The organism is Kitasatospora sp. NPDC042419, assembly GCF_056437345.1.
Genome location: NZ_JBWKAW010000006.1, coordinates 75,692 through 100,196, shown reverse-complemented (window position 1 = coordinate 100,196; position 24,505 = coordinate 75,692). Strand labels below are relative to the sequence as shown.

The 24,505-nt window shown below is 70.7% G+C and carries 13 protein-coding genes and 2 pseudogenes; 7 read left to right on the top strand and 8 right to left on the bottom strand.

The features are described from left to right. Positions 1-92 precede the first annotated feature (92 nt). Together AC067J_RS14840 and AC067J_RS14835 are read left to right on the top strand one after the other, a co-directional pair. A pseudogene (locus AC067J_RS14840) lies at positions 93-935 on the top strand (helix-turn-helix transcriptional regulator); the annotation flags it as partial. A 55-nt stretch (positions 936-990) separates the two neighbouring features. After that, the gene (locus tag AC067J_RS14835) at positions 991-1,860 is read left to right on the top strand and encodes an ATP-grasp domain-containing protein (protein ID WP_478299133.1); all 870 of its coding nucleotides are present in this window, start codon (positions 991-993) and stop codon (positions 1,858-1,860) included. A gap of 231 nt (positions 1,861-2,091) precedes the next feature. Here AC067J_RS14835 and AC067J_RS14830 read toward each other — a convergent pair whose 3' ends face one another. Together AC067J_RS14830 and AC067J_RS14825 are read right to left on the bottom strand one after the other, a co-directional pair. After that, positions 2,092-2,562 carry a pyridoxamine 5'-phosphate oxidase family protein gene (locus AC067J_RS14830; RefSeq protein ID WP_478299542.1) on the bottom strand — a complete coding sequence of 157 codons (471 nt, stop codon included), beginning with the start codon at positions 2,560-2,562 and terminating at the stop codon, positions 2,092-2,094. 98 nt (positions 2,563-2,660) lie between these two features. Further along, complete coding sequence (locus AC067J_RS14825; RefSeq protein ID WP_478299131.1) at positions 2,661-3,014, bottom strand: VOC family protein; 354 nt, start codon at positions 3,012-3,014, stop codon at positions 2,661-2,663. A gap of 134 nt (positions 3,015-3,148) precedes the next feature. Here AC067J_RS14825 and AC067J_RS14820 point away from each other — a divergent pair, with 134 nt between their 5' ends. After that, positions 3,149-6,151, top strand: coding sequence for an ATP-binding protein (locus AC067J_RS14820; RefSeq protein WP_478299129.1), 3,003 nt, complete (start codon positions 3,149-3,151; stop codon positions 6,149-6,151). Positions 6,152-6,290: 139 nt separating this feature from the next. Next, the gene (locus AC067J_RS14815) at positions 6,291-7,250 is read left to right on the top strand and encodes an SDR family oxidoreductase (RefSeq protein WP_478299127.1); all 960 of its coding nucleotides are present in this window, start codon (positions 6,291-6,293) and stop codon (positions 7,248-7,250) included. A 139-nt stretch (positions 7,251-7,389) separates the two neighbouring features. On the opposite strand, the gene AC067J_RS14810 is transcribed toward AC067J_RS14815, so the two are convergent. Continuing rightward, the gene (locus AC067J_RS14810) at positions 7,390-11,130 is read right to left on the bottom strand and encodes a ricin-type beta-trefoil lectin domain protein (RefSeq protein ID WP_478299125.1); all 3,741 of its coding nucleotides are present in this window, start codon (positions 11,128-11,130) and stop codon (positions 7,390-7,392) included. Between the two features lie 643 nt (positions 11,131-11,773). Here AC067J_RS14810 and AC067J_RS14805 point away from each other — a divergent pair. Together AC067J_RS14805 and AC067J_RS14800 are read left to right on the top strand one after the other, a co-directional pair. Then, entirely contained in the window at positions 11,774-18,712 is a 6,939-nt protein-coding gene (locus AC067J_RS14805; RefSeq protein ID WP_478299123.1) for a polymorphic toxin-type HINT domain-containing protein, read from the top strand. Continuing rightward, the gene (locus AC067J_RS14800) at positions 18,712-19,149 is read left to right on the top strand and encodes an Imm1 family immunity protein (RefSeq protein WP_478299121.1); all 438 of its coding nucleotides are present in this window, start codon (positions 18,712-18,714) and stop codon (positions 19,147-19,149) included. The genes AC067J_RS14805 and AC067J_RS14800 overlap by 1 nt, the downstream gene beginning before the upstream one ends. A 171-nt stretch (positions 19,150-19,320) precedes the next feature. On the opposite strand, the pseudogene AC067J_RS14795 reads toward AC067J_RS14800, so the two are convergent. The 4 genes and pseudogenes from AC067J_RS14795 to AC067J_RS14780 all read right to left on the bottom strand — a co-directional run. After that, positions 19,321-20,476, bottom strand: a pseudogene (locus AC067J_RS14795) (tyrosine-type recombinase/integrase); the annotation flags it as partial. Continuing rightward, positions 20,466-20,693, bottom strand: a complete 228-nt coding sequence (locus tag AC067J_RS14790) for a replication initiator (protein ID WP_478299540.1) — start codon at positions 20,691-20,693, stop codon at positions 20,466-20,468. The pseudogene AC067J_RS14795 and the gene AC067J_RS14790, both read right to left, overlap by 11 nt. 389 nt (positions 20,694-21,082) lie before the next feature. Further along, complete coding sequence (adhP, locus tag AC067J_RS14785) at positions 21,083-22,096, bottom strand: alcohol dehydrogenase AdhP (RefSeq protein WP_478299120.1); 1,014 nt, start codon at positions 22,094-22,096, stop codon at positions 21,083-21,085. Between the two features lie 275 nt (positions 22,097-22,371). Further along, positions 22,372-22,608, bottom strand: a complete 237-nt coding sequence (locus tag AC067J_RS14780) for a hypothetical protein (protein ID WP_478299118.1) — start codon at positions 22,606-22,608, stop codon at positions 22,372-22,374. 148 nt (positions 22,609-22,756) lie between these two features. Here AC067J_RS14780 and AC067J_RS14775 point away from each other — a divergent pair, with 148 nt between their 5' ends. Then, entirely contained in the window at positions 22,757-23,290 is a 534-nt protein-coding gene (locus tag AC067J_RS14775) for a DinB family protein (RefSeq protein WP_478299116.1), read from the top strand. Between the two features lie 78 nt (positions 23,291-23,368). Here the strand turns inward: AC067J_RS14775 and AC067J_RS14770 are convergent, their stop codons facing one another. Beyond that, on the bottom strand, positions 23,369-24,415 hold the full coding sequence (locus tag AC067J_RS14770) for a Scr1 family TA system antitoxin-like transcriptional regulator (protein ID WP_478299114.1): 1,047 nt from the start codon (positions 24,413-24,415) through the stop codon (positions 23,369-23,371). Between the last annotated feature and the right edge of the window lie 90 nt (positions 24,416-24,505).

Below are 24,505 nucleotides of genomic sequence, written 5' to 3'. Positions count from 1 at the left end.
CTGCTCGGCCTGGGTCGGCGAGGCCGGGCCGGTGAGGCCGTACCGGGCCCCGTCGTGCCCGTCCTCGGTGAGCGCGCGGACGGCGACGGCCCGTCTTCATCGCCCGCGGCGACGGCCACGCCCTCGCCGACCACCCGTCCACCCCGCTACTCGAACCCTCCTGCGACCCGCCGGACGACTCGCGCCGCGAACAGCGCTACGCCGCCCCGCCCGCGGGCCGGGAACGGCCGGGCGAGCAACCCGCCGCCGTCACCCTGTGCGGTGCCTACCAGCTCGACCCGGCGCGCGCCCACCCCATGCTCGGCGACCTACCGGACATCCTCCACCTGCCGGCCCGCCCGGGGCGGCACCCCGAGATCCAGGCGGCGGTCCGGCTCCTCGACGACGAACTGGAGCACCCCCGCCCGGGCGCGGACGCAGTCGTCCCCGCCCTGCTGGACATGCTGCTGCTCTTCGTCCTCCGGGCCTGGGCCCTCCCGCGGCAGCCCCCGGAAGGCGCCACCGACGGCCCGCCCCACGAGACCGCCGCCCACGGCGGGTCCCGCACCCCGGCCGACGGCCCACCCCGCGGATGGGCCGCCGCCCTCGGCGACCCGGCGATCAGCCGCGCCCTCGACGGCATCCACCGGCGACCGGCCCACCCCTGGACGGTGGCGGGCCTCGCCGCCCACGGCGGGCTGTCCCGCGCGGCGTTCGCCCGGCGCTTCACCGCCCTGGTCGGCCGGCCGCCGCTCGGCTACCTGACCTGGTGGCGGATGACCACGGCGGCCCGGCTGCTCCGCGGGACCGACGGACCGCTCAACGCCATTGCGGCACAGGTCGGTTACGGCTCGGAGTACGCCTTCGCGCACGCCTTCCGGCGCGAGTTCGGGCTCGCCCCGGGCCGCTACCGCCGGCAGGAGCGGACCGCCCGTCCGAGGGCCTCCCTAGACTGACGTCCACCGCCCCCGTCGACAGGAGAGTTCCGTGCCACCTGCAAGGATCGCAGTCGTGACCGCCCGCGCCGCCGCGGACTACGACGCCGACCTGCCACTGATCGTCGACGCCCTGCGGGCCGAGGGCCTCGCCGCCGAGGCGGTCGACTGGGACGCCGGGGACGCGGGGTGGGAGCGGTTCGACCTCGCGGTGATCCGCTCCACCTGGGACTACGCGGAGCGGATCGACGAGTTCCTGACCTGGGCGGACACCGCCGCGGACGCCACCCGGCTGTGGAACCCGGCGCCCGTGGTGCGCTGGAACAGCGACAAGCGCTACCTGTCGGCGCTCGCCGAACGCGGCGTCCCGGTCGTGCCGACCAGGTTCCTCGAACCGGGCGGGCCGTGCGACGAGGCGGACTTCGACCTCGCCGAGGGCGTCGTCGTCAAACCCGCCGTCTCGGCGGGCTCCCGGGACACCGCCCGCTACGAGGCCGGCCGGACCGCCGACGCCCTGCGCCACGCCCGCCTGCTGCTCGACCAGGGCCGCACCGTGATGGTCCAGCCCTACCTCCGGCGCGTGGTGGAGGGGGAACGCGCACTGGTCTTCGTCGACGGCGACTTCAGCCACGCCATCCGCAAGGGACCGGTCCTGACCGAGCCGGGAGTGATAGACAACCTCCGGGTGGCCCACCCCGACGTCACCCCCCACGACCCGACCGAGGCGGAACTCCGCACCGCCCGCGCGGCCCTCGCGGCCGTCCCCGCCACCGGGCCCCTGCTGTTCGCGCGAGTGGACCTCGCACTCGACGAGTCCGGCGCACCGGTGGTCATGGAGCTCGAACTGATCGAGCCGAACATCTTCCTCACCCACAGCCCGCAGGGGCTGGAACGTTTCGTCAAAGCCGTGACGGCGAAGGCCGCCGAGGCCGCGCGGGCTTCCTGAGAGGCCGGGCGGCACGGACGAGGCCGAACACCCGGAGCTCCGGAGCTCCGGAGCCTCCCGAAGCGGTTCCCGTACGGCTCGCGCACGGCTCGCGCACGGCTGACCCCCGGTGGCCGGGGCCCCGGCCGGGCGAAGTGCCCGGCCAGGGGGCCGGCCGGGAGTCGGGCCCGGTCCTGCCCCTGCCGCACCACCGCACCACCGCCGCGCGCCCGCCGCGCCCGGCGCCGGCGGTCAGGCCAGCCAGCGGCCGTCCCGCATCAGGGTGCGGTCGGACAGCTCGTCCACCTCGCGCCAGGCCTGGACGCGGCGCGGGGTGATGCGGAACCAGCGGTACGGCGTGGCCAGGGTGCGCGGGTCGAAGCCGGTGCGCTCGGCGAAGCGGTCACCCCGCTCCGGTGGCAGGGCGTCGATCTCCAGGACCTCGACGTCGCCCTCGATCATCGACACGTCGCGGGTGAGGCCCAGCCCCAGCCGGGCGACCCGGCCGGCGGCCAGGTTCCGGCCGGTGGGACTGTCCGCCGGGGTCGCGACCAGCAGCGCCCCACCGTCCCAGTCGAAGGACAGCGGCACCAGGTACGGCGTACCGTCCGCCGAGGCACTGGCCACCCAGACGTCGACGTCGTGGGCGAGCCGGTGCTCGGTGTCCCGACGGCGCCGGTCACGGGGACGCGGGCCGGCACCCGTCGGAGCAGTACCCGCCACTGCGGCACCCACCTCTGCGCTGCGCGTCTCCGCGGTACTCACCTCTGCGGTACTCACCTCTGCGGTCCTCGTCTCCGCGGTCCTCGTCTCCGCGGTCATCAGTCCTGGAGCAGACCGATGAGGTTGCCGTCGGGGTCGATGAGGGTGGCCACCAGGCGGCCGCCGCCGACGTCGTGCACGGGCTCCTTCACGACGGCGCCCGCGGCGCTCACCTCGGCCACCTTCGCCTCGATGTCCGCCACGTGCCAGTAGGCCAGCGACGCGGTCAAGCCCTGCGGCCCGCCGGCCGGCACCAGCCCGATGTGCTGGCCCCCGGCCTCGAAGCCGACGTAGTAGGGCGCGTCGGTCTGCGGCGGGACACCGAGCAGCGCGGCGTACACCGTCTTGGCCGCCGCGATGTCCGACACCGGGTGCAGCACGGTCTTGATTCCCTGGGTGGACGAGCCGGTCATGGTCACTCCCGTGGTCGCGGGCCGTGGTCGGCCCGGGCATTCCTTCGGCGTGTTCGCCGTGGTCACAGACTCTCCTGACCGGGGGTCGGCGCACCTCCGTGCTCACCACGGAAGGCACCACGGATAATGAGTGCGTGTCCAGTCCCGTGGTACCCGTGGTGTCGGCCCGTGAGGCCGAGGTGCTCGCACTGCTCGGTGAGCACCTGAGCAACGCGGAGATCGCCGCCCGGATGTTCATCTCCGTCCGCACCGTCGAGTCGCACGTCTCCTCGCTGCTGCGGAAGTCGGAGCTGGCGGACCGTCGGGCGCTCTCCCGCTGGGCACTGTCCCGGCGGGAGGCCGAGGCCGCCGCCGAGGGGAGCCCGGCACCGGCGCCCCGCCCGCCCGCACCCCGCCTCCCCGGCAGGCTCCCGGCGCCGCTGACGGCGTTCGTCGGCCGGGCGCGGGAGCGCGGCGAGCTGACCGAGGCGCTGAGGTCGCGCCGCCTGGTGACCGCCGTCGGTCCGGGCGGGGTGGGGAAGACCCGGCTCGCGCTGGCGGTGGCGGCGGAGCTGGCGGGCGAGTTCGCCGACGGGGCGTGGTTCGTCGACCTCGTCCCGGTCACGGATCCGGGGCGGCTGGCGGCGGCGGTCGCGGCGGCCGTCGGCGTGGGCGAGCAACCCGGACTCGGTGTCGACGAGGCCCTGGTGGCCGCACTGGCGGACCGTCAGGCCCTGCTGGTGCTGGACAACTGCGAGCAGGTGCGCGGCGGCGTGGCCCCCTTCCTGGAGCGGCTGTTGGCGGCCTGCCCCGGGTTGCGGGTGCTCGCGACCAGCCGGGCCCGGCTGATGGTGCCGTTCGAGTGGGTCTTCCCGGTCCCGCCGCTGTCGCGGGTCGGCGGCGCCGAGTCGGACGCGGTGGCGCTGTTCATGGACCGGGCGGCGGCGGTCGGCCGTCCGCCGGATCCGGCGGTGCGCGACCGGGTCGTGGCCGTCTGCGAACGGCTCGACGGCATGGCGCTGGCGATCGAACTGGCGGCGGCGCGCTGCCCCACCCTCGGGTTGGACGGACTCACCGCCGGGCTCTCCGACCAGCTGCGGATCCTGGCCGGCGGCCCCCGCGCCGACGACCGCCACCGGTCGGTGCGGGCGGTGCTGGACTGGAGCCACGAGCTGCTGGAACCGGAGGACCGGGCGCTGCTGCGGCGGGTGTCGGTGTTCGTCGTGCCGTTCACCGCCGAGGCGGCGGCCGAGGTCGCCGGGTTCGGCCCGCTGGACCCGGCCGCCGTCGCGGACGGGCTCGGCCGGCTCGCCGAGCAGAGCCTGCTCTCCGTGGTGCCGTCCGCGACCGGGACCCGGTACCAGGCGCTGGAGACCATCCGCCAGTACGGGACGGAGCGGCTCGCCGACGCGGGCGAGCCGGCGGACGTCCGCTCCCGCCACGTGGCGTGGTGCACGGCCGGTGCGACCGCCCTCGCGGCGGCCGACTCCGCAGGTGGCTACTCCGCAGGTGGCCATTCCGCAGGTGGTGGCCGAGCCGTCGGTGGCCCGGCCGGTGACGGCCCGGCCGGCGAGGGCGCGCCCGACCGGAACGCCCGGTTCGACGCGGTCGCCGAGGAGTTCCGCTCCGCCCTCGCCTGGGCCGCCGACCGTCCGGAGCTGCGGGCCGAGGCCCACCGCCTCGCCCTGCGCACGGCCGGACCGGCCTTCGGCCGCAACCTGCTCGGCGAGGCCCAGCAGCGGTACGAGCAGGCGGCCGCCCTCGCCGACGACCCCGCCGTCGGCGCCGACGCGCTCCGTCAGGCCGCCGGGGTGGCCGGTTGCCGCAGGCTCGGTGACGACATGTACCGCCTGCACCGCGCCGCCGCCGAGGCCGCCCGCCGGGCCGGGGACTCCGCCGGAGCCGCCCGCGACCTGGCGGCCGCCGCCACCGTCGCGTACCGCTTCTCCAGCACGTTCGCGCTGCTTCCCCCGGTGGACGAGGTGGCCGCCCTGCTCGCCTCGGCACGGGAGTCGACCGCGGGCACCGCACCGGGCGCCGCCGCACCTGGCGCCGCCCCCACCGGACCGACAGCCCCCACCCCCACCGCGCCACCCGCCGCCGACCCCGGCGCCGTGGCGGCGCTCGCGCTCGCCGAGGCGGCGGTCGTCGCCGACGCGTTCGGCGCGGTCCAGGGAGCCACGGACAACACCGTGGAGGAGACGGTCGCCTACGCCGAGCGGGCCGTCGAACTCGCCCGGCGCGCAGGCGATCCGGTCGCCGAGTCCGCCGCACTCGACGCGCTCTCCGGCGCCCGCAGCTGGGCCGGCGAACCCTTCGCCGCCGCGGCCGCCGCCCGCCGCCGGACCGAGATCCTGGCCTCGGCCCCGCCGACCCCGGCCACCACGCACGAGCGGGTCGACGCCCTCGCCATGGCCGCCGGAACCGCCCTCGGCGCGGGCGAGCTGCCCCGGGCCCGCCGGTGGGCCGGACAGCTCGCCGACCACCCGCTGCTCGCCGAGACGGGCCACCACGCCACGTCCTGGCTCCTCGTCACGGACGCGTTCGCCGGCCGTGCCGACGACGTGCTCGACGGCAGCGCCCGGTTCCTCGACGCCTGGGAGCGGAGCGGTCGGCCGCGGTCGTTCTCGCTCGGCCCGGCCGCCGCCTCGGTCGCGATGATCCACGGCCTGCGCGGCGACCACGACGCCCGGGCGGCCTGGCTCGCCGTGGTCGGCCGGGCGGGCACCGAGCCGGAGCACCGCCACGGCTACGGCGCCGTCCTCGACGCCCTGGTGCTGCTCCACCACGGGGACGCGGACGCGGCCCTGGCCCGGGTCGCACCGGAGCCGGAACAGGTGTGGAAGTGGGTCAGCTGGGTCTGGCTGCACTGGTACGCTGCACTCCGGGCGGAGTCCTCGGCGCTCGCCGGGCACCCCGACGCCCGGGCCCGGATCGACGCCGCCCGGGCCCTGGTCGCGGGCAATCCGGTCGCCACGGCCCAGGTGCACCGCGCCGAGGCGCTGCTCGACGGCGACCTGCCCCGACTGCTCGCCACCGCCGAGGCGTTCGCCGCCGCCGGCTGCCCCTACCAGTCGGCCCGCACCCTCCTCCTCGCCGGAGGCGACCACACCGCCGCGGGCGAGACCGCGCTCACCGCCCTCGGCCTCACCCCCTGAACGGGCCGGTGGCCCAGCTGTTCTGATAGCGTGTCGAACCTCGATCCGCAGCCGCCTTGCGTCCGTCGGGTACGGCGACTGCCGTCCGGCGCCAAGGGTCAGGTGCAAGATCTCCGCTCACGCGTTGGAGGTTCTTGCCATGGACAGGTTCGAACGGTTTGAAGAGGCACCGGAAGCCGGCGGCGTCTGCCTGCTCACCGTCGTCAGCCCGCGCAAGGGCGAAGGCACCAGCCCGACGGGGATCGTCGGCCGCCACCTCGCCCGGCAACTGCTCGCCGAGGGGCGGCGGGTGCGGGTGCTCGCCGAGCCGGACCAGTGCGCCGGCTGGCCGGACGCCGTCGAGGTCGTGACGGGGTCGATCACCCGGCCGCTGGAGTGCGCCCGGGCCTTCGACGGCCTCGGTGCCGTGTTCCTCGCCGGTGCCGACCCGCTGAGTGTCCAGGACGCCCTCCGCCTCGCACGGGACGGTGGCGCCGGGAAGATCGTCCTCCTGTCGTCCCACGGCCCGGAGTACGAGGTGGCGTACCCGCCGGAGACCTGGTTCTGGCTGGCGATCGAGAAGGCGGTGGAGGGTTCGGGCATCGCCTGGACGCACATCCGGCCGTCGGCCGTGATGGGATCCGTCATCGAGGGCACCTACCCGGCGACGGGAGCGGACTGGGCCGACACCGTCCGCGCCGACGGGACGGTCCGCGAGGCCTTCCTCGACGCGGGCCACTACCCCTTCATCCACGAGGCGGACCTCGCCGCCGTCGCGGCCGCGGCCCTGACCGGCGACGACCACACCGGGACGATCCTCGAAGCCGTGGGCCTGCCGCTGAGCACGCGCTCACGGATCCGGAGCATCGCCACCGCGCTCGGCCGCGACATCAGCACGGAGGAGCTGACGCCGGACGGGAGCCGGGCCGTCTGGCGGAGCCGGGGTTGGCCCGCCGGCGGGATCGACGTGACGCTGTTCGCACTGGAGGAGTACGGCACCCGCTTCGACGAGCTCGTCCGGTGGACCCTCGACCAGCGGCCGACCGTACGCGACATCATCGGCCGCCCGCTCCGCAGCTACGACGACTGGGTCCGCGAGAACATCCACCACTTCCGCTGACCGAGCCGGTCCTGGCGTGTGCGTCCGGGCGGAATCCACCTCCCGACCCGGGCACCGGCCGCGTGCCGCCCCGAGCCGGCCCCGCAGCGACAGCGAGGCCCCGCCGGTCACCGGCGGGGCCCCTTGACGTGCTGGCGGCTCAGGCGCTGCGTTCGGCCCGGAGGGTCCAGCGCTGGTTGTCCTGCAGGCCAGCGCAGTCCCAGATGCCCAGGCGGGTGCCCTGGGCCGTGGCCCAGCCCGGGAGTTCGAGGCACTTCCCCCCTGGGCTGTCCGCCGTGACGGTGGCAGGTATGAACAGGCGCCCGTCGGAACGCATGCTCCACTTCTGGCCGCTGTTGCCCGCACAACGGGTGAGGACGGTGCGAGTACCGTTGTCGAGCGAGTTGTCCCTGGTGGAGAGGCACAGACTTCCGCTGCGAACGGTCCCGTCACTGGCGAAGTTGAAGCGCTGATTGCCGGTTTCCCAGCAGCTGTAGGCAGCCAGTTCGGCACCCTCGCGAACACCGCCTTCAGCATCCGCGCACAGCCAGCCGACCAGGTTGGAGTGTATCGAGACGCTGGCATCGGCGTACCCGGCGAACGCCCAGGGACCGAAGCCGTCCACCTTCCCGACCGTCCCGCTGCTACTCATGCCGGGGAAGATAGCGAGCGCGTTGGTGCTGTCGACAGTCCAGAGGTCTGCGTAGCCGTCGTTGTTCAGGTCACCGGCCCCGACCAGCGGGTGGCTGCCGGAAGGCAGTTGGGCGCCGACGGAAAGGCGGATTCCCCCACCGGGATTGGTGAGCGCGGAGTAGTCGACGGTGCGATCGGCCTTCCACCCGAGCGGGTAACTGTAGAACTCGCCGGTGGAACGGTTACGGGCCCACAGGGTCGGCTGAGTGACTTCCTTGCCGTTGTTGGGGTTGACCGTCTTGCCGTTGGCAGCACCGGGGTTGATCAGTTCGAGGCCGGACCAGCTACCGGAGGACGTCGGGATGAGTGTCGCGGTGGCAACGTCGTTGGCCAAGCCGTTGGGCTGGAAGAGGTAGAGGTTGCCGCCTTCGAGGGTCAGCAGGGAGGTCTGCGTGGTGATGACCTGACGGTTGGGGTCCTTCGGATCGGAACCGACGGCCTCGCCCTTGGGTGTGCCGAGCGCTATCACCTGGTCGACGCCCGCCCAGTTCGCGCTGCTGTAGTCGGGGCAGGGGGCATTGGTGCCCCAGGTGGTGCACGAAAGGGGACGGGTGAGGACGCTCGGCGTGAGATCGTCGTAGCGGCCAGTGCCGTCGTTGGGGATCAGGTACACGTTGTTCCGCAGTTCTGCGGCGTTCGGCTTGGCCGGATTGGCGAAGTGGGCGACGATCTGGTCCACTGACTGGCCAAAGTTCAACGTGCCGTGATGGCTGAGCTGGAAGTCGGACCACGTCGTGCCGTACTCCCGGCTTCCGGGTGCGGCCGAGGCCGGTGCGGCGAGTGAGGTCGCCGGGTCGGCGCCACCCGCGGTGATGCGCAGGTTTCCGCTCCCGTCAGTGGTGACGATGTCGGCCTTCTGGTCATTGTCGACGTCACCGAAGATCGGCTGGGTTCCAGGCCGCCAGGGAACGTAGAAGTTGTAGACGGCGGGCTGGCTGTAGTTGCCGGCCACGTCCATCGCCCAGGCGTAGAGGGTGTTGATGCCCCACTTGCGCGGCTGGTGATAGTAGGGCTGCCCGGGAGCGATGGTGTCGGCGTCCTTGCAGCGCCAACCGACAACCGGGGTCGGATCGGTGCTGACTCGCACGCAGGCGACGCCCGAGGCCTGCAGGCCGCTGGCAGGGGCGGGATCCTCGGCGTTGATCCAGAACGTACTCCACTCGTTCATGTAGACGATCGGGTTGGGGTTCGGGGTGCCGGCAGGCGGATAGTCAGTGGAGCTGATGCCGACTCGCGGGTTCGTGCGGTCCACGCGGAGGTAGCACCATGCGCTTCCGTCCGACGTGAGAATCCCGTCGGCCGCCCCGGCATACCAGCCGTACTGGTGGCCGTCACTCAGTGGGCCGGGCGTTACGGCTTCAGCCGGGGAGTTGTAGCTCCCGCCCCAATTGCCGTACTTGAAAGAGAAGTTCGGGTCATTGTCGTCCCACATGTGGAATCCGGTGTACAGCGGAAGCCCGGTCGGCGACCAGCTGTTGCTGACGAGGTAGACGTTCTGGTTGCTGCCGATCCAGCCGGGGTTGTCCCAGGGGTTGGCACCACCCGTGTTGCACTCCGCACTTCCTCCGTCGCTGGAGAAGCTCTTCGCGAATCCGGGGGCCGGAGACGTACGCGGATGCCAGACGGTGGGAGTGATGTCGTACGTGGTGGTGATACTGGGTCGGCTGTCCAGATGGTGCCGATAGAGCTTTTCGCCCTCACCGCCCGTCGGCGCGATGCCGATCGTCCAGGTGGCCCACTTTCCGGCGGCCGCACGCTTCATCATGTCAGTGACATCGACGGCCAGTGGGCCGCCGTTGCCGGTAATGAGCTGACTGCCCACGAACGGGCAGCCTTCCATGACCACGCCCGGGTTCCGATAGCCGCAGGGCTGATCCTTCCAGTGACTGCGCTCGTGGATCGCCGTGGGAGCCGAGTAGATTCCGAGCTCGGTCGGCGTACTCGGGCTGGCCGAACTGGTCACCTGTCCGTTGACTGTGGAGCCGAACAGCACAGGCGGCGAGTTCGTGCCACTGACAACCGTGTAGATGGCGGGATTGACGGCGAACTGGAAGTAGGCACGCTGCCGGCCTTCCTTTCCGCAGTCCTGGTTCGGGTCGGGATTGTGGTAACCACAGAATCCGGTCGCGAGGCTGGTCTTCTTGTTGAAGTACTTGCTGTCCTCGTTGTTCTCCTGGACCTCGACCGAGCCCTGGATCCCGCTCGTCACTGCGGTGAGCGACGGGTCGATGTACCAGGGTCCCGTGCCGGACCCCAGGAGACTCTGATTTGGCGTCAGCTCGATCGCACCCCCGATGACCTTCGTGCCGACGGCGGCGACGTACGCACCGTCGCCCGGCGCCTCGGCGGTGGACGGCGCACCTTCACCGGCCGGCGAACCGGCGCTCTGCACACCGGCGGCTGAAGACGTCTTGGCGTTGACGGTCTGCGCGGTCACCGGGGATCGGGACGAGTCCCACTGGAGGGCGGCAGGCGAACGGAACCGCGCGGCTCCGTGATCGTCCTTGACGTCGATACCGCCCTGCGCATCCGTGCTGACGGTCAGCCCCTTGGCGCCGATCGGAAAGCGCAGGGACTTCAACTCGGGGAGGGCAGCGGCTTCGGCGGTGTGAACCACGAGAACATCGCGCCAGCCACCGACTGCCAGCGCGGTGAGCTGGAGATCGACACCGGGCAACACGTCCGGGTAGGTCGCGGTCGGACCGTTCAACCTGGGCTTCGGCAGCGGGAAGGGCGCGCTGACGGCCAGTTCCCTGCCGTCAGCGGTGGCCACCGTCGCCATCGGACCGCTGCCGCCGCCGGAGAACGTCAGCGGAGTCGAGGCGACCGCCGGACTGAGCGTCCCGTCGGAATTGGTCCGCAGGGCGGAGTCGATGTCGACCCACGCACCCCCGCGCTTCACGCGGACCACCTGCGCGTCGTCGGTGGTGCTCAGCTTTCCGTCCGGGCTCGCGACGGTCTTCGACACCTCGCTGGTCATGGCTTCCACGACGACGGACTTGCCGGTGGCCTTCGCCTTGGCCAGGGCATCGAACGCAGCCTGCTGTTCAGGCGTGCGCGGGGGCGCCGGCGTCCGGGCCTCGATCGGAGCGACGCCGCCCACGGGCCCGTGGGAAGGCCCGGCCGCAGGGCCGGACGCGAGCGCCGGCGGTGCGACCAGCAGACCCAGCCCCAGTGCACAGCTCGCTCCGAGCGCGGTCAACAGCACCGCACGACTGCGGGTGGATGAAGGTGGCGGTGGTGATGTGTGTACAAATGTGCGTGAGTTGGCGGACATGTCTCTTCTGTGTTCCCCTCCCCGGCCGAGCTCCCCTTCGGAGCGATGTTCGGGTCGGAACGATGCTGCCTCACAGCAGTGACGGTCAACTCCGTTTGAGGGCCCGGGTCGACATGTCCGGAAAGAGGCCGATCCCGTGGTCAAGAGTCTGTAAACATCGCGCGCACGGCGGAAGAACTCGCTGGCGGCGTGTCAGACCCATCACTTATCGTCACCTCGATCATGGGAGCACTCCGCTCATATGACGTTCTGTCGGCGCTGAACAAGGGGTGGCACGGTGGGGGTTCTACCTGCCCGCAAACGGGCTGGAAGATCGACCGGAGGCCGGTGGCGGTCACCGGCGACAGCGGCAGTCGCCGCGTTGATGCTGACGGGGGTGACGGTGCCGCCGGCAGCGGCGTGGACCTACCCGGAGCCGAAGGGCAAGGTCTGGACTCCGCCAGGCGCTCCCCCTGGCGACGGGGCGTTGTCGGTCGAGGGCCGCGACGTCCTTCCGCCCGGGCAGCCGGCGGCCTCCAAGCCTGCCGCGTGGCGACCTCTGACAGCACCTGCGGTTGTGACCGGAACCGAGACCGTGAAGCTCGGATCCGACAGTGTCGAGGCGCTGGCCGCCCGATCCGCGACAGGCGGGGCTTCGCCCGCCTCGGGCGGCGCAACCGGTGCCAAGGCCGGAAAGCTGGCCGTACGAGTCGCCCCCGGCAGCGCCGAAGGGGAGAGCGCTCGCACGGTCCAGGTTCGGGTGACCGGGCAGGACCAGGGCCGGGCGGCGGGCGTGACCGGCCCGTTGGTCGCGTTCTCGGATGCGGAGCCTCCGACATCCGACAGCGGTCGCAAGGCCAACATCTCCCTGGACCTCGAGGCCCTCCAAGCCGGCGGCTGGTCGGACCGTGCCGTACTGGTCGCACTGCCTCCGTGCGCGCTGACGACCCCGGAGCGACCCGAGTGCCGGACCCAGACGCCACTGCCGTCCCACCTGGACGGGCGCGGCTCGCTGACCGCCGAGGTGACTCTTCCGGCCAGTGCTTCGACGGTCGGCACAGCGAAGGCGAACAACCAGGCTCCGGGAGTCGGATCAGCTCCGGCCGCCACGCAGCCGCTGGTCCTGGCACCGGCGGCGGCGCCGTCGGGTGCCGGCGGGAGCTACGCCGCGACCTCGCTCTCGCCGTCCTCCGCCTGGAGTGCCGGTTCCCACACCGGCAGTTTCACCTACTCCTACCCCATCGCGGTCCCGCCGGCCCTCGGCGGCTCGGCACCGGCCGTCAACCTCGGCTACAACTCGGCTGCCGTCGACGGCAAGACGTCGGCGACCAACTCCCAGTCCTCGTGGATCGGCGACGGCTGGGTGTACGAGCCCGGCTTCATCGAGCGCTCCTACCGGAACTGTGCGAAGTCCGGTATCACCGGCTCGGGCGATCAGTGCTGGGGCGGTCAGAATGCCACCCTCGCCCTCGGCGGCCGGTCCGGCACCATCGTCCGGGACGACGCCACCGGGTCCTGGCACCTCCAGGACGACGACGGCTCCAAGGTCGAGCAGCTCAGCGGCGCGCCCAGGTACACCGGTGACACCGACTACCAGGGCATGGAGTACTGGCGGATCACCACCTCCGACGGTACTCAGTACTACTTCGGCCACAACCACCTGCCTGGCGGAGACGGTGCCGACCCGGCGGCAAACTCGGTGCTGACAACGCCGGTCTACTCGCCGAAGAGTGGCGACCCTTGCTACAAGCCGGCCACCGGGAACAACTCGTGGTGCCAGATGGCGTGGCGCTGGCAGCTCGACTACGTGGTCGACACGCACGGCAACCTCACCACGTACAGGTACGGCACTGAGGGCAACCGGTACAGCCGCGGCGGCGGCCAGAACGACCTCAACGGCACCCTCACCGACTACCAGCGCGCGGCCTACCTCAAGGAGATCGGTTACGGCCAGCGCCTCGACGAGCAACGGGCCGCGGGGGGTTCGCTGAACCCGGCTGCCAAGGTGGTGTTCAGCACCCAGGAGCGCTGCACGCCCTCCGAGTCGGTCAGTTGTGCCGAGGACCAGCGGACCGCGGCGAACGCGGCAGCCTGGCCGGACGTGCCGATCGACCAGATATGCGCGGGCTCCGGAGCCTGCACGAACTACGCACCGACCTTCTTCTCCACCAAGCGGCTGACCGCCATCACCACCCACGTCGTGGTGGGCGGCTCCTACCGCGAGGTCGACAGCTGGTCGCTGAACCAGTCCCTCGCTGACCCGGGCGACGGCACCAAGCGCACGCTGCAGTTGGACTCCATCCAGCGGACCGGTTCCAACGGACAGACACCGCTGAGCCTGCCCCCGGTGGCCTTCACGTACCGGATGATGGCCAACCGGGTGGACGGACTGGTCCCGCCGTCTCCGATGTTCATGCGCCCCCGGCTGCAGGGCATCACCAACGAGACCGGCGGGCGGATCAACGTCATCTACTCCGACCCGGAGTGCTCCCGGATCAACAACCGCATGCCGGCCTCCGAAGACGCCAACACCATGGCATGCATGCCCGTGAAGTGGTACCTACCGGGCCAGTCCTCCGAGACCCCCGTCAACGACTGGTTCAACAAACCGCTCGTCCGCACGGTCACCGAGCAGGACCTCGTCAGCACCCCGTCCATCGGCCGGACCACCGAGTACACCTACGGCGGCGGCGCGGCCTGGCACCGCAACGACGCCGAGTTCATCGACCCCAAGACCCGTACCTGGGACGGCTTCCGCGGCTACCAGACGGTGACCACCACGACCGGAAGCGGCTCCGCGGGCGAAGCGCCCAAGACCCAGCGGAAGGTCACCTACCTCCGTGGGATGCACGGCGACTACCTGGCCAACGGCAGCACCCAGCGCAACGTGCAGGTCGCCAGCCCCTTGGGTGGCACCGTCACGGACGAGGACTGGCTGACCGGCCGCGCCATCGCCACCGAGATCTACGACCGCGCCGGCGGCATCGTCCAGACGATCAGTGGCAGCACCTTCAGCGGACAGAAGGTCACCGCTACTCACGTCCAGAGCGCGGGCGCGCCGGAGATCAAGTCCCGCTACCCGGACTCACAGGTCACCTCGATCACCAAGGCCAGGCTGGCGGACGGAAGCTGGCGTACAGCCACGTCCACGACCACGACCGACCCGGCCCACGGCAACCGCGTCACCCATCTGAACGACAAGGGCGACGGCACCGCCGCCACTCCCGAGACCTGCACCATCACCAACTACGCCACCAGCACCGCTCCTCAGCTCCTGACGCTCCCGTCCGAGCAGGTCACCGTCCAGGGCCCCTGTTCCGATCCCACGGCGGCGAACACGCTGAGCGGCAACCGCACCCTCTACGACGGCAAGCCGTTCGGGCAGGCCGGAGCGGTCGGCGACGCGACGAGCAGCCAGGTCCTCGACCACTTCGACCAGTCCGGCAAGCCCGTCTACGCCCACAGCGCGAGCGCAGGCTTCGACGCGTACGGGCGAGGTCGGACCGGCACCACCACCGACGGGTCGACGTACGACTGGACCGGCACCCAGCTGACCGGCCCGTCCGTGACGCCCGCCGCCACATCCGTCGCCGTCACCCCGGCTTCCGGGGCACTGCCGACCGAAGTGGTCACGACGGGCCCGATGGGCGCGGACTGGACCACCACGGTCACCCTCGACCCGGCGCGCAGCCTTCCTCTGACCAGCCGGGACGCCAACAACAGGGTGGCCACGACGAAGTACGACGCGCTCGGTCGGCTCACAGCCGTCTGGGCGCCGGACCGGCCGACCGCCGGGCATCCGAGCCAGAAGTTCGGGTACTCGGTCAAGGGTCAAGCAGGACCGAGCGCCGTCACTACGGAGACACTCACCGACGACGGTGTCACCAACTCGGCGGTCATCGACATCGTCGACGGCCTCGGCCGGTCCAGGCAGAGCCAGAGCACGAGCGCCGCCAGGCCGAACGGTCGGCTGATCACCGACACCTTGTACGACACGCACGGCTGGGCGATCAAGACCTCCAACCCCTACTACGAGAAGACCTCGTTCCCGAGCGAGTCGATCTTCGTTCCGGTCGCCGACGGGCAGATACCCGGTCAGACCTGGAACTCCTATGACGGCAACGGGCGCGTGGTGCGTTCGGAGTTCCGTTCGTACGGCAACCTCCAGTGGGCATCCACCACCGCCTACCCCGGTGCGGACCGGACGGACGCGACCCCGCCCGACGGCGCGACGCCGATGTCCGTCGTGACCGATGCACGCGGCCGAACGACCGCGACCTGGCAGTACCGGACCACCACGGCCACCGGCAACCCGGCCGATGCCGACGTCACCGCCTACGCCTACACGGCGTCCGGGCAGTCCGCCGGTCACAGTGACAGCAGCGGCAACTCCTGGAGCTACACCTACGACCTGCGCGGGCGGCAGGTATCCGCATCCGACCCCGACACCGGGGTGACCCGGACCTCCTACGACGTGAACGACCGGGTCGATCACACGGTCGACGCCAAGGGCGGCGTCCTGGCCTACACCTACGACCTGCTCGGCCGTCGGACCGGCAGCTACAAGGACAGCGTCAGCCCCTCCAACCAGTTGGCGGGCTGGAGCTTCGACACCCTGGCCAAGGGACAGCCGACTTCCTCGACCCGCTACGTCGGCGGCGCCGGGGGCGCCGCGTACACCAAGGCCGTGACCGGCTACGACGCCGCGTACCGGCCCATCGGAACCTCGGTCACGATTCCCTCCGCCGAGGGAGCGCTGGCCGGCACCTACACGACCAGCAACACGTACAGTCCGGTCCTCGGCGCGCTGAAGTCCGTCAGCATCCCGGCGGCAGGCGGTCTACCTGCCGAGACGGTGTCCTTCGGGTACACGATCACCGGTCTCCTGGTCTCGTCCGCGAGTCTCGACGAGGCTGTGATCGCCAAGGTCTCGTACGACCCCCTCTCCCGGCCCCTGGAAGCCGTCGTCGGTGCGTACGGGAGCCAGGTGGCCTCGCTCCAGCAGCGCGACTGGGCGACCGGACGGTTGATCAACCGTTTCGTCTACCGGCAGACCGGCACGGTGGCCACCGACCAGACGAGCTACACCTACGCCCCGTCAGGCCGCATCACCTCGATCAACACGATCCAGGACGCCGCGGCCACCGATACCCAGTGCTTCACCTACGACTTCCAGGGCCGACTCACCAACGCCTGGACCGACACCGACGGTACCTCCACCACCGCCGACTGGACCGACTCCTCCGGGCAGGTCCACGGCACGGGCAGTTCCACCACCGTGCCGGGCATCGGCGGGTGCCGGAACACCAACGGCCCCGCCACGCTGAGCCCCGGCGGCCGCACGGTCGGCGGCCCGGCACCGTACTGGAACACGTACAGCTACGACGCCACCGGCAACCGTACGAGCCTCGTTCAGCACGACATCACCGGCAACAGCCTCAACGACACCACCACCACGCAGACCTTCGGAGCCGCGAAGAGCCGCAACACCCCCACCACGGCGCCCAACACCGGCGGCGGAACCGGCGGGCCGCACGCGCTGCTCACGTCGACCACGACCGGCCCTGGCGGAACCAAGGCCGTGAGCTACCAGTACGACGCCAAGGGCAGCACTACCGCCATCACCGACACCGCCGGCACGACGACGTTGACCTGGAACGGCGAGGACAAGCTGGACTCGCTGACCCAGACGGCCGGCGGCACCACCAGCTACCTCTACGACGCGGACGGCAACCAGCTGATCCGCCGCAACCCGGGCCGGACGACACTCAACCTGCCCACCGACGAGCTGACCCTCGACACCGGCACCGGTGCCACGAGCAACGTCCGCACCGTCGCCTCCACAAGCGGCCTGGCCTACACCCGGGTCACCGCACCCATCGGCGGGGGCACCGTCGTCATCCAGGCCGGCGACCACCACGGCACCGGCAGCCTGCAGATCAGCAACGGCGACGGCCAACCCGTCACCCGGCGCCCCACCGACCCCTTCGGCAACCCGCGCGGCGGCCAACCCGCGGCCTCGGACTGGGCCGGCACCAAGGGCTTCGTCGGCGGCAGCAAGGACGATGCCACCGGCCTCACCAACCTCGGGGCCCGCCAGTACGATCCGTCGACCGGCCGCTTCATCAGCGCGGACCCGATCCTCAACACCGCGAACCCGCAGCAGTGGAACGGGTACGCGTACAGCGAGAACGACCCGATCAACCGCAGCGACCCCAGCGGCCTCGCGACACCCGAATGCGGCACCCTCTACGACTGCACGGGCACCGGCGGCACCATCACGATGTCCAACACCCAGCAGACGAGCGAGTATCGCGACTACCGGGCGCAGGAGCGGTACTACGAGACCCAGGTAAACACCAGCTACGTCGCTAACAGGAACTACGTCCACGACCAGGTCTACAAGAACTACGGCCAGAAACCTCCGAAGGGCGGCGCCCGCGAGCTCCTCAAGAACCTCGTCAGGGCATCCAAGACGGCGGCCGTCGAGCTGACTCCCGTCGGCGACGTCGTGGCCTGTGCCGACAAGCCCGGAGCGATGTCCTGCGGCCTCGCTGCCACTTCGTTCGTCAAGACCAAGTGGATCAAACTCATCGGCGAGAAGGTCCTGAAGGACCTCCGCAAGGCTCCCGACACCCCACAGCCGAACACCACACCCCAGATCCCCAAGATCCCGTGCGAGCACAGCTTCCTCCCGAGCACCAAGGTGCTGATGGCAGACGGAAGCACCAAGGAGATCGGCGAGATCAAGCCCGGCGATGAAGTCCGGGCCACCGACCCCCAGACGGGCGAGACCTCGGCGAAGGCCGTCACCGAGAAGATCGTCACTCCGAACGACACCGATTTCACGGAGCTGACCCTCGCCCTCCCGAACGGGGACAGCACCTCCCTGGTCTCCACCTCGCACCACCCCTATTGGGACGAAACCGCCCAGCGATGGACGGAAGCCGCAGACCTACAGCCCGGCCACAACCTGACCTCCCCCGACCGCGGCCCCCTACTCCTCCTCGCCACACGCACCTACAAGACCACCCCCCAACGCGCAGACAACCTGACCGTCGACGGCATCCACACGTACTATGTCGTGGCCGGGGATACTCCGGTATTGGTTCACAATTCCAACTGCTTCGATCCTGCCGGGGCAGGTGCGGGGCTTCCTGAATATGCAGGCGGTGCAACATCCGGCACCGGAGTTGCAGCCGATGGGCGCGTCTACAATATTGTGAGCGGAAATAAGACTGCCGACGCCGACTTGCTCAAGATAGTCAACGACAGGCTCCGAGCTGCTGGGCGCCTGCCGGGAACAGTGACTTCGGCTCGCGCCAGCGATGCCGAACAGAAATTCGCGGCCACCATGATCCGGGATGGAGTCAATAACGCGGATATCGTAATTAACAACCCGGCAGGCCCATGCACGGTGATGCTCGGGTGTGACGATGTGTTGAGTACCATCCTCGGCGATAGGACGCTTACCGTACACTGGCCCGACGGAAGCGGGGGCTGGACGTCGCAGACATACGGAGGAGCCAGGTGATGAAGCATCGTATAGAGGCGCGGTATCGACGAGAGCATGGCAAGGAGCCGGTTGTGCTCAGTACCAGCGATGACGTCGATGCGCTAATCGAGGCGCTCCTTACGGGGCCGGCGTACCACAACCTCGCTCAACTGCATTCTTTGGAGCGCCCTCTTCTCCCGTCCGGATATCCTGATCATGAACTCCTGGTTGGGGTCGACAGAAATCTTCCCGTAGGTGTTCTCGCGTTCATGGATGCCGAATCAGGGAATCTGGTGACCCTCGGCTCATCGGAAGGACGAGGAGAGGTGCCCTATCTGATCATGGGCCAGATGACGGAATTTCCGGATGGCTCGGAACTGCCGATCGAACTTGTGCGCCAGGCTGTTACGGAGTTTCTGACTAGTGGGGGCGAGCGCCCGGCATGCGTTCAATGGCAGGTGCCAGAAGTTTGGTGAACCCGCGAGCCGTGTGAGCTTTCTTGGGATCGTCCATAGTATTCAATGGATTCTCGGATACGTGAACGAAGATCGCTTCCCTGAAGGCTTAGCGGAAAAATAGAAGTGGCCCCACCGGATCGTTTCCGGTGGGGCCATTTGGCGTCTTGACGGCAGTACTTGACGGCAACGTCAGCGGACGGGTGCTGCACAAAGCGGTGGATCGTCGCTGGCGTCGGGGTTGGTGGCGGTCTCCGAGGGCTTGCCGAGAGTGCGGCCGAGGAGGTCGATGGCGTCGCGCTGGAGGCGGAGGCGGACGTGTGCGTAGACGGTAGCGGTGACCCCGATGTGGGCGTGGCCGAGGAGTTCCTTGATGACGACGAGTTCGACGCCCTGTTCCAACAGGAGGGTCGCGGTCGAGTGCCGCAGGTCGTGGAAACGGATCTGCCGGAGGCGTGCTCGGCGGAGGAGTGCGTTGAAGTGGCGGGTGAGGGTGGCGGGTTCGATGGGGTGCCCGTCGGGCCGGGTGACGACGTGGCCGCTGTTCACCCAGGCCGCGCCAGCTTTCTCCTTCTCTTGGGCCTGCTCCTTGCGGTGGGCGCGGAGTGCGAGCAGGCAGGGGGCCGGGAGGGCGATGTGGCGCTCGGAGCTGACCGTCTTGATGGGAAGGGTGGTCAGGCCGCCGGTGCGGGTGCTCTGGAGGGTGCGGCGGATGCTGGCGGCTCCGCTGCCGTGGTCAAGGTCTTCCCAGAAAAGGCCGAGGAGTTCGCCCTTGCGCAGTCCGGTGCGGAGGGCGAGTTCGAACAGGGCGTGGAGGCGGTGGCCCTGGGCGGCGGCGAGGAAGGCGCGGGCCTCGTCGGCGGTGAGGGGTTCGAAGCGGCGAGGCCGGGGTGTGCCGGTGCGGACGTTGCGGGCGATGGTGCGCGGGTCTCTTCCTCACGGACGGCGTGCTCCAGGGCGGACTTGAGCGCAGAGTGGATGAAGGCAAGGCCAACGGGGGGAGTCGCTCGTGGCAGCACTTCCCGACGGCACAGGACTGCGGCTGGTCACAGGTGGCGTCGAGGCCGCTTGCGCAACACTGGCAGGTCGTGCGGAGTTGGTCGAGCCAGGTGCGGACGTCTTTGGTGGTGAGCTTGGCGAGCTTCTTCTTGCCGAGGCCTGGGATGAGGTAGTGGCGGGGGCAGGCGGTGGAGCGGATGTGGGTGTTCTCGAGGAGCCAGTGGACGGCGGCGGTCTCCAGCCAGTACGTCAGGTACGCCTCCAGGCTGCCCTGTGCGGTGGGTATGGGGACGCCGCGGTTGCTCGCGGCGATCTTCTCCGTGAGCTTGGACAGCGACTCATTGCGGGTGCCCCAGGCCGCGTTTCCGGTACTCGGCGACTTTTGCGAAGGAGACGCTCAGCGCCGTGCGGGCCGCCTTCTGGGTCAGGCCGGGCCGGGCGGCGATCTCACGGCGAAGGTAGATCGTGAAGCGCGCCCCCAGGGCTCCGGCGTAGGCGTCGAACAGCACCGCGCGCGGGTAGTCGTAGCTCCTCAGGGCCAGCGGCTCGCCGAGCGGCGCGTCCACGGGTTCGCGGAGCTTGCCGCAGCGGCAGGGCCGGAGGTCACCGCCCACGTCGGACTTCGGGCGATTGGGAAATCGCCCGAGTGGGAAAGTCGCAGAAACTGCAAAGCGCAAAGAATATCACCCGCGCCCTGGATGCAATGGAGGATAGTATTATTTACCTGAGGCCGAGCGCAATCATCTCTCAGCGGATGGATATCCGCGAGAGGCTGCCGTAGGCGGTATCGGAATGCCGATGCTCTGGCGCTGAAATTGCAGGCGCACCTGTCGATGTCCCTGCACACCAAGCCAACACCTGCCCCATTCCTGTCTCCGCTCCGCCCAGCGACGACCCCGCCGGACGGAGCACGCAGCACCAACGACCGCAAGGCAGCCTGCCTCTGGCGCCTTGTTCAGCGCAGGTCGAAGACCAGGCGGGCGGAGACCTTGCCGGAGAGGACCTCGTCGAAGCAGGTGTTGACGTCCTCCAGGCGGCGGGTCTCGCGGATGACGCGGGTGCGGCCGAGGGCGTGGAGGCGGAAGACCTCGGCGAGGTCCTCGCGGGTGCCGACGATGGAGCCGATCACCTTCGTCCCGTTCAGGACGGTGTCGAAGACCGGCAGTTCGAGCTTGCCCTCCGCCGGGAGGGCGACCAGGACGAGGGTGCCGCCGCGGCGCAGCGCGCCGTAGGCGGCCTCGAAGGAGGCGTTGCTGACGGCGAGGGCGATGGCCGCGTGGGCGCCGCCGAGCTTCCGGACCTCGGCGGCGACGTCCTGGGTGCGGGCGTCGAGGACGTGGTCGGCGCCGAGTTCGCGGGCCAGGGCGAGCTTGTCGTCGGTGACGTCGACGGCGATGGTCTCGGCGCCGCTGATCCGCGCGTACTGGAGGGCGAGGTGGCCGAGGCCGCCGATGCCGGAGACGAGGACCCGGGTCCCCGGGCGGGCGCCGGACACCTTGAGGGCCTTGTAGGTGGTGACGCCGGCGCAGGAGAGCGGTGCGGCGTCCAGCGGGTCGATGCCGTCCGGGACGGGCACGACGTAGTCGCCGTGGGCGAGGGCGTGTTCGGCGTAGGCGCCGTCGACGGAGTAGCCGCTGTTGTGCTGCCGCAGGCAGAGCGTCTCCCAGCCGGACACGCACTGGTCGCAGCGCCCGCAGGCGTCCGCGAGCCACGGGATGGCGACCCGCTCGCCGACTCCGACGTGCCGGACCTCCGCGCCGGCCGCCTCGACGATGCCGACGCCCTCGTGGCCGGGCACGAACGGCGGGGTGGGCCTGACCGGCCAGTCGCCGTGCGCGGCGTGGATGTCGGTGTGGCAGAGCCCCGACGCCTCCAGCCGGACCCGGACCTGGTGCGGCCCCGGCTCGGGGACCGGGCGGTCCTCGATGACGAGCGGCTGGGTGAAGTCGTGGACGACGGCGGCCTTCATCTCTGTGCTCCTGCCCCTTGGCGGTGCTTTCGGCTGACGGGCGCGGGTGCGGCCCCGGCCCGTCCACCTCCATCCCACGCCCGCCGCCCGGCACGCGACAGGGCCGGAGGGGCGGGCCTGCCGGGCCGATGGTCCCGCCCGCGCCGGGCCTTCCGGGCCGTTTCACCCCGGTGTCGCCGGAATTCGACCGAATGCGCCCACCCGGTGCTCCGTGGAGGACCCCGGTGGCGCCTGCGGACCGGCACTGCGCGGACGAGGCGGCCGGGGCCTCCGGTTCAGGGCTTCCCGGTGGCCGTCGCGAAGGCGCACACCACATTGGGGCGGTAGCAGTCGGCCGGCAGCTGGTACGGGCTCCCGGAGGGCGTGGGGGTCGTCTCCGACCAGAACGGCCCCGGGCCGCCCGGGCCGCCGCCGCCTTCGTCCCGGCCGTCACCGATCATCAGCACCACCGCCGAACCCACGACGACGAGGACCGCCCACACGGCCACGACGACGCGCTGCCACCGCTTCACTGCATCCCCCGGTTCCGCCCCACGACGCAGCCCGGCACGCCGCGCGCCCGCGCCACTTTATCCGGAGAGTTCGTCCACGTGGAGATCACACCGGCGATCCCGCAACTGCCCCTCCACCGAAGGGTTTCCCGGCGCCTACACTGCCCGCATGCCGAACACGAATCCCGTGGCCGATCCGATGGAGCGCCGATGGCCGTCGACGGCGGCCGATGACGAACTCCGGTTGCAGTGGGAGTTCCTGTCCTTCCTCCGCACCACAGCCGTCAACAAGATCGCAGGCCTGGACGCCGACCGGGCCGCGGCCACCCCGCTCCCGACGTCTCCGCTCATGAGCCTGACCGGCGTCGTCAAGCACCTCACCGCGGTCGAGCGCTTCTGGCTGTCGATCGTCGGCGGCGGATCGGACCTTCCCTCCCTTTGGGTGCCGGAGGACGTCGACGCGGGTTGGCGGCTGGGCGAACACGACACCCCGGCCCGCGTCGTCGCCGACTACCGGGAGGAGTGGTCCCGGTCGGAGCGGGCGTTGGCCCACAGGACCGCCGACGACCGCGCGGCGCGGAGCGTCGACGGCCAGGAGTTCACCGTGCGGTGGCTGCTCGGCCACGTCGTCCAGGAGACGGCCCGTCACGTCGGCCACATGGACGTGCTGCGGGAGACGGCCGACGGTGAGCGGGGCGAGTGAACCGCCCGCCGGGGCCCCTGGCCGCCCGGGCAGGCGGCGTCTCCGCCCGGACGGAGACGCCGCGGTGCGGTGCGCCGGTCAGTGGATGGGGAACTCGTCGGCGCGGACGGAGTCGACGAACGACTGCCAGGACGCGGCGGGGAAGGAGAGGACGGGACCTTCGGGGTCCTTGGAGTCCCGGACGAGCCGGCCGGGGCGACCGTCGGCCACCTCGACGCAGTTGCCACCGTTGTTGCCGCTGTAACTCGACTTTCGCCACGGCTCGGTCATGTTGCTGGGCATGGTATTGAGAAGTCCTTCCCTCACGCTGCGGATCAGGTCGGCACTCTCGCGCGGGGAGAGCGCATCCGCCTGGAGCAGATCATAGGTCCGCTGCTTGCGCTGGACTTCCCTCGGATCCTCGATGAAATGCCCTTGGTTCAGGCTTTCGGAGTAGATCCGCGTCTTGCCTTCCGGTGAGGTGACGAGGGACACGATCGTGCCGAACGGCACTCGTTCACCGAGACTGAACGGCGCCACCTGGAGAACGACGTTGGGCGACCGGCCCATCGTCAGCAGGTGCCCCAGTTGCTCGTACATCACCTCCGGGCCGCCCACCACGGAACGGATGGCCGCTTCCGAGTGCACCGCCATGAGGAGCAGCCCGTCCGGCGCCGTCAGTCGGTGCTGCCGCGCGAGCCTGGACGCGACGCGTTCCTCGATCAGGTCGTGGTTGCCGGCCGCGTCACCCGACGCGAGAAGTGCCCGCGCATAGGCCTCGGTCTGCAGGAGTCCCGAGACGTTGGCGATCTGGAACTCACGGATCTGCGAGGCCCGCTCCTCGAATCCCGCGTAGCGGCGGAACCAGTCCGGGTGTTCGACGCGTGCGTACCAGTCGATCTCCTTCCACAGGTCCATCAGCGCCCCGCCCGTGTTCAGCAGGGTGTCGACCCTGAGGACGAAGTCCTCCTGCGGGTTGCGGGTGCCTGCCTCGATGCGGGAGATGTGCGGGCGGCTGCACGGGACCAGGGTGGACAGTTCACCCTGGGAGATCCCGTGCGCTTCGCGGTGGCGCTTCAGCACGCCACCGAACACGGCGCTCGCGCTCGATCGCAGGTTCGGACTGGCGGACTTCTTCCGGGTCATGGCGCGTTCCCCCTGTGTCAGGACGTTCCCTGGAACCGGCCGATTCCTCGTCACCGGATTCGGAATGGCCGATGCTCAATCCTGAAACCG

Excerpts from the sequence above, each read along its gene's own strand:
- AC067J_RS14825 (WP_478299131.1), bottom strand. The coding sequence starts at position 3,014 with ATGACCGGCTCGTCCACCCAGGGAATCAAGACCGTGCTGCACCCGGTG.
- AC067J_RS14815 (WP_478299127.1), top strand. The coding sequence starts at position 6,291 with ATGGACAGGTTCGAACGGTTTGAAGAGGCACCGGAAGCCGGCGGCGTC.
- AC067J_RS14800 (WP_478299121.1), top strand. The coding sequence starts at position 18,712 with ATGAAGCATCGTATAGAGGCGCGGTATCGACGAGAGCATGGCAAGGAG.
- adhP (WP_478299120.1), bottom strand. The coding sequence starts at position 22,096 with ATGAAGGCCGCCGTCGTCCACGACTTCACCCAGCCGCTCGTCATCGAG.
- AC067J_RS14775 (WP_478299116.1), top strand. The coding sequence starts at position 22,757 with ATGCCGAACACGAATCCCGTGGCCGATCCGATGGAGCGCCGATGGCCG.
- AC067J_RS14770 (WP_478299114.1), bottom strand. The coding sequence starts at position 24,415 with ATGACCCGGAAGAAGTCCGCCAGTCCGAACCTGCGATCGAGCGCGAGC.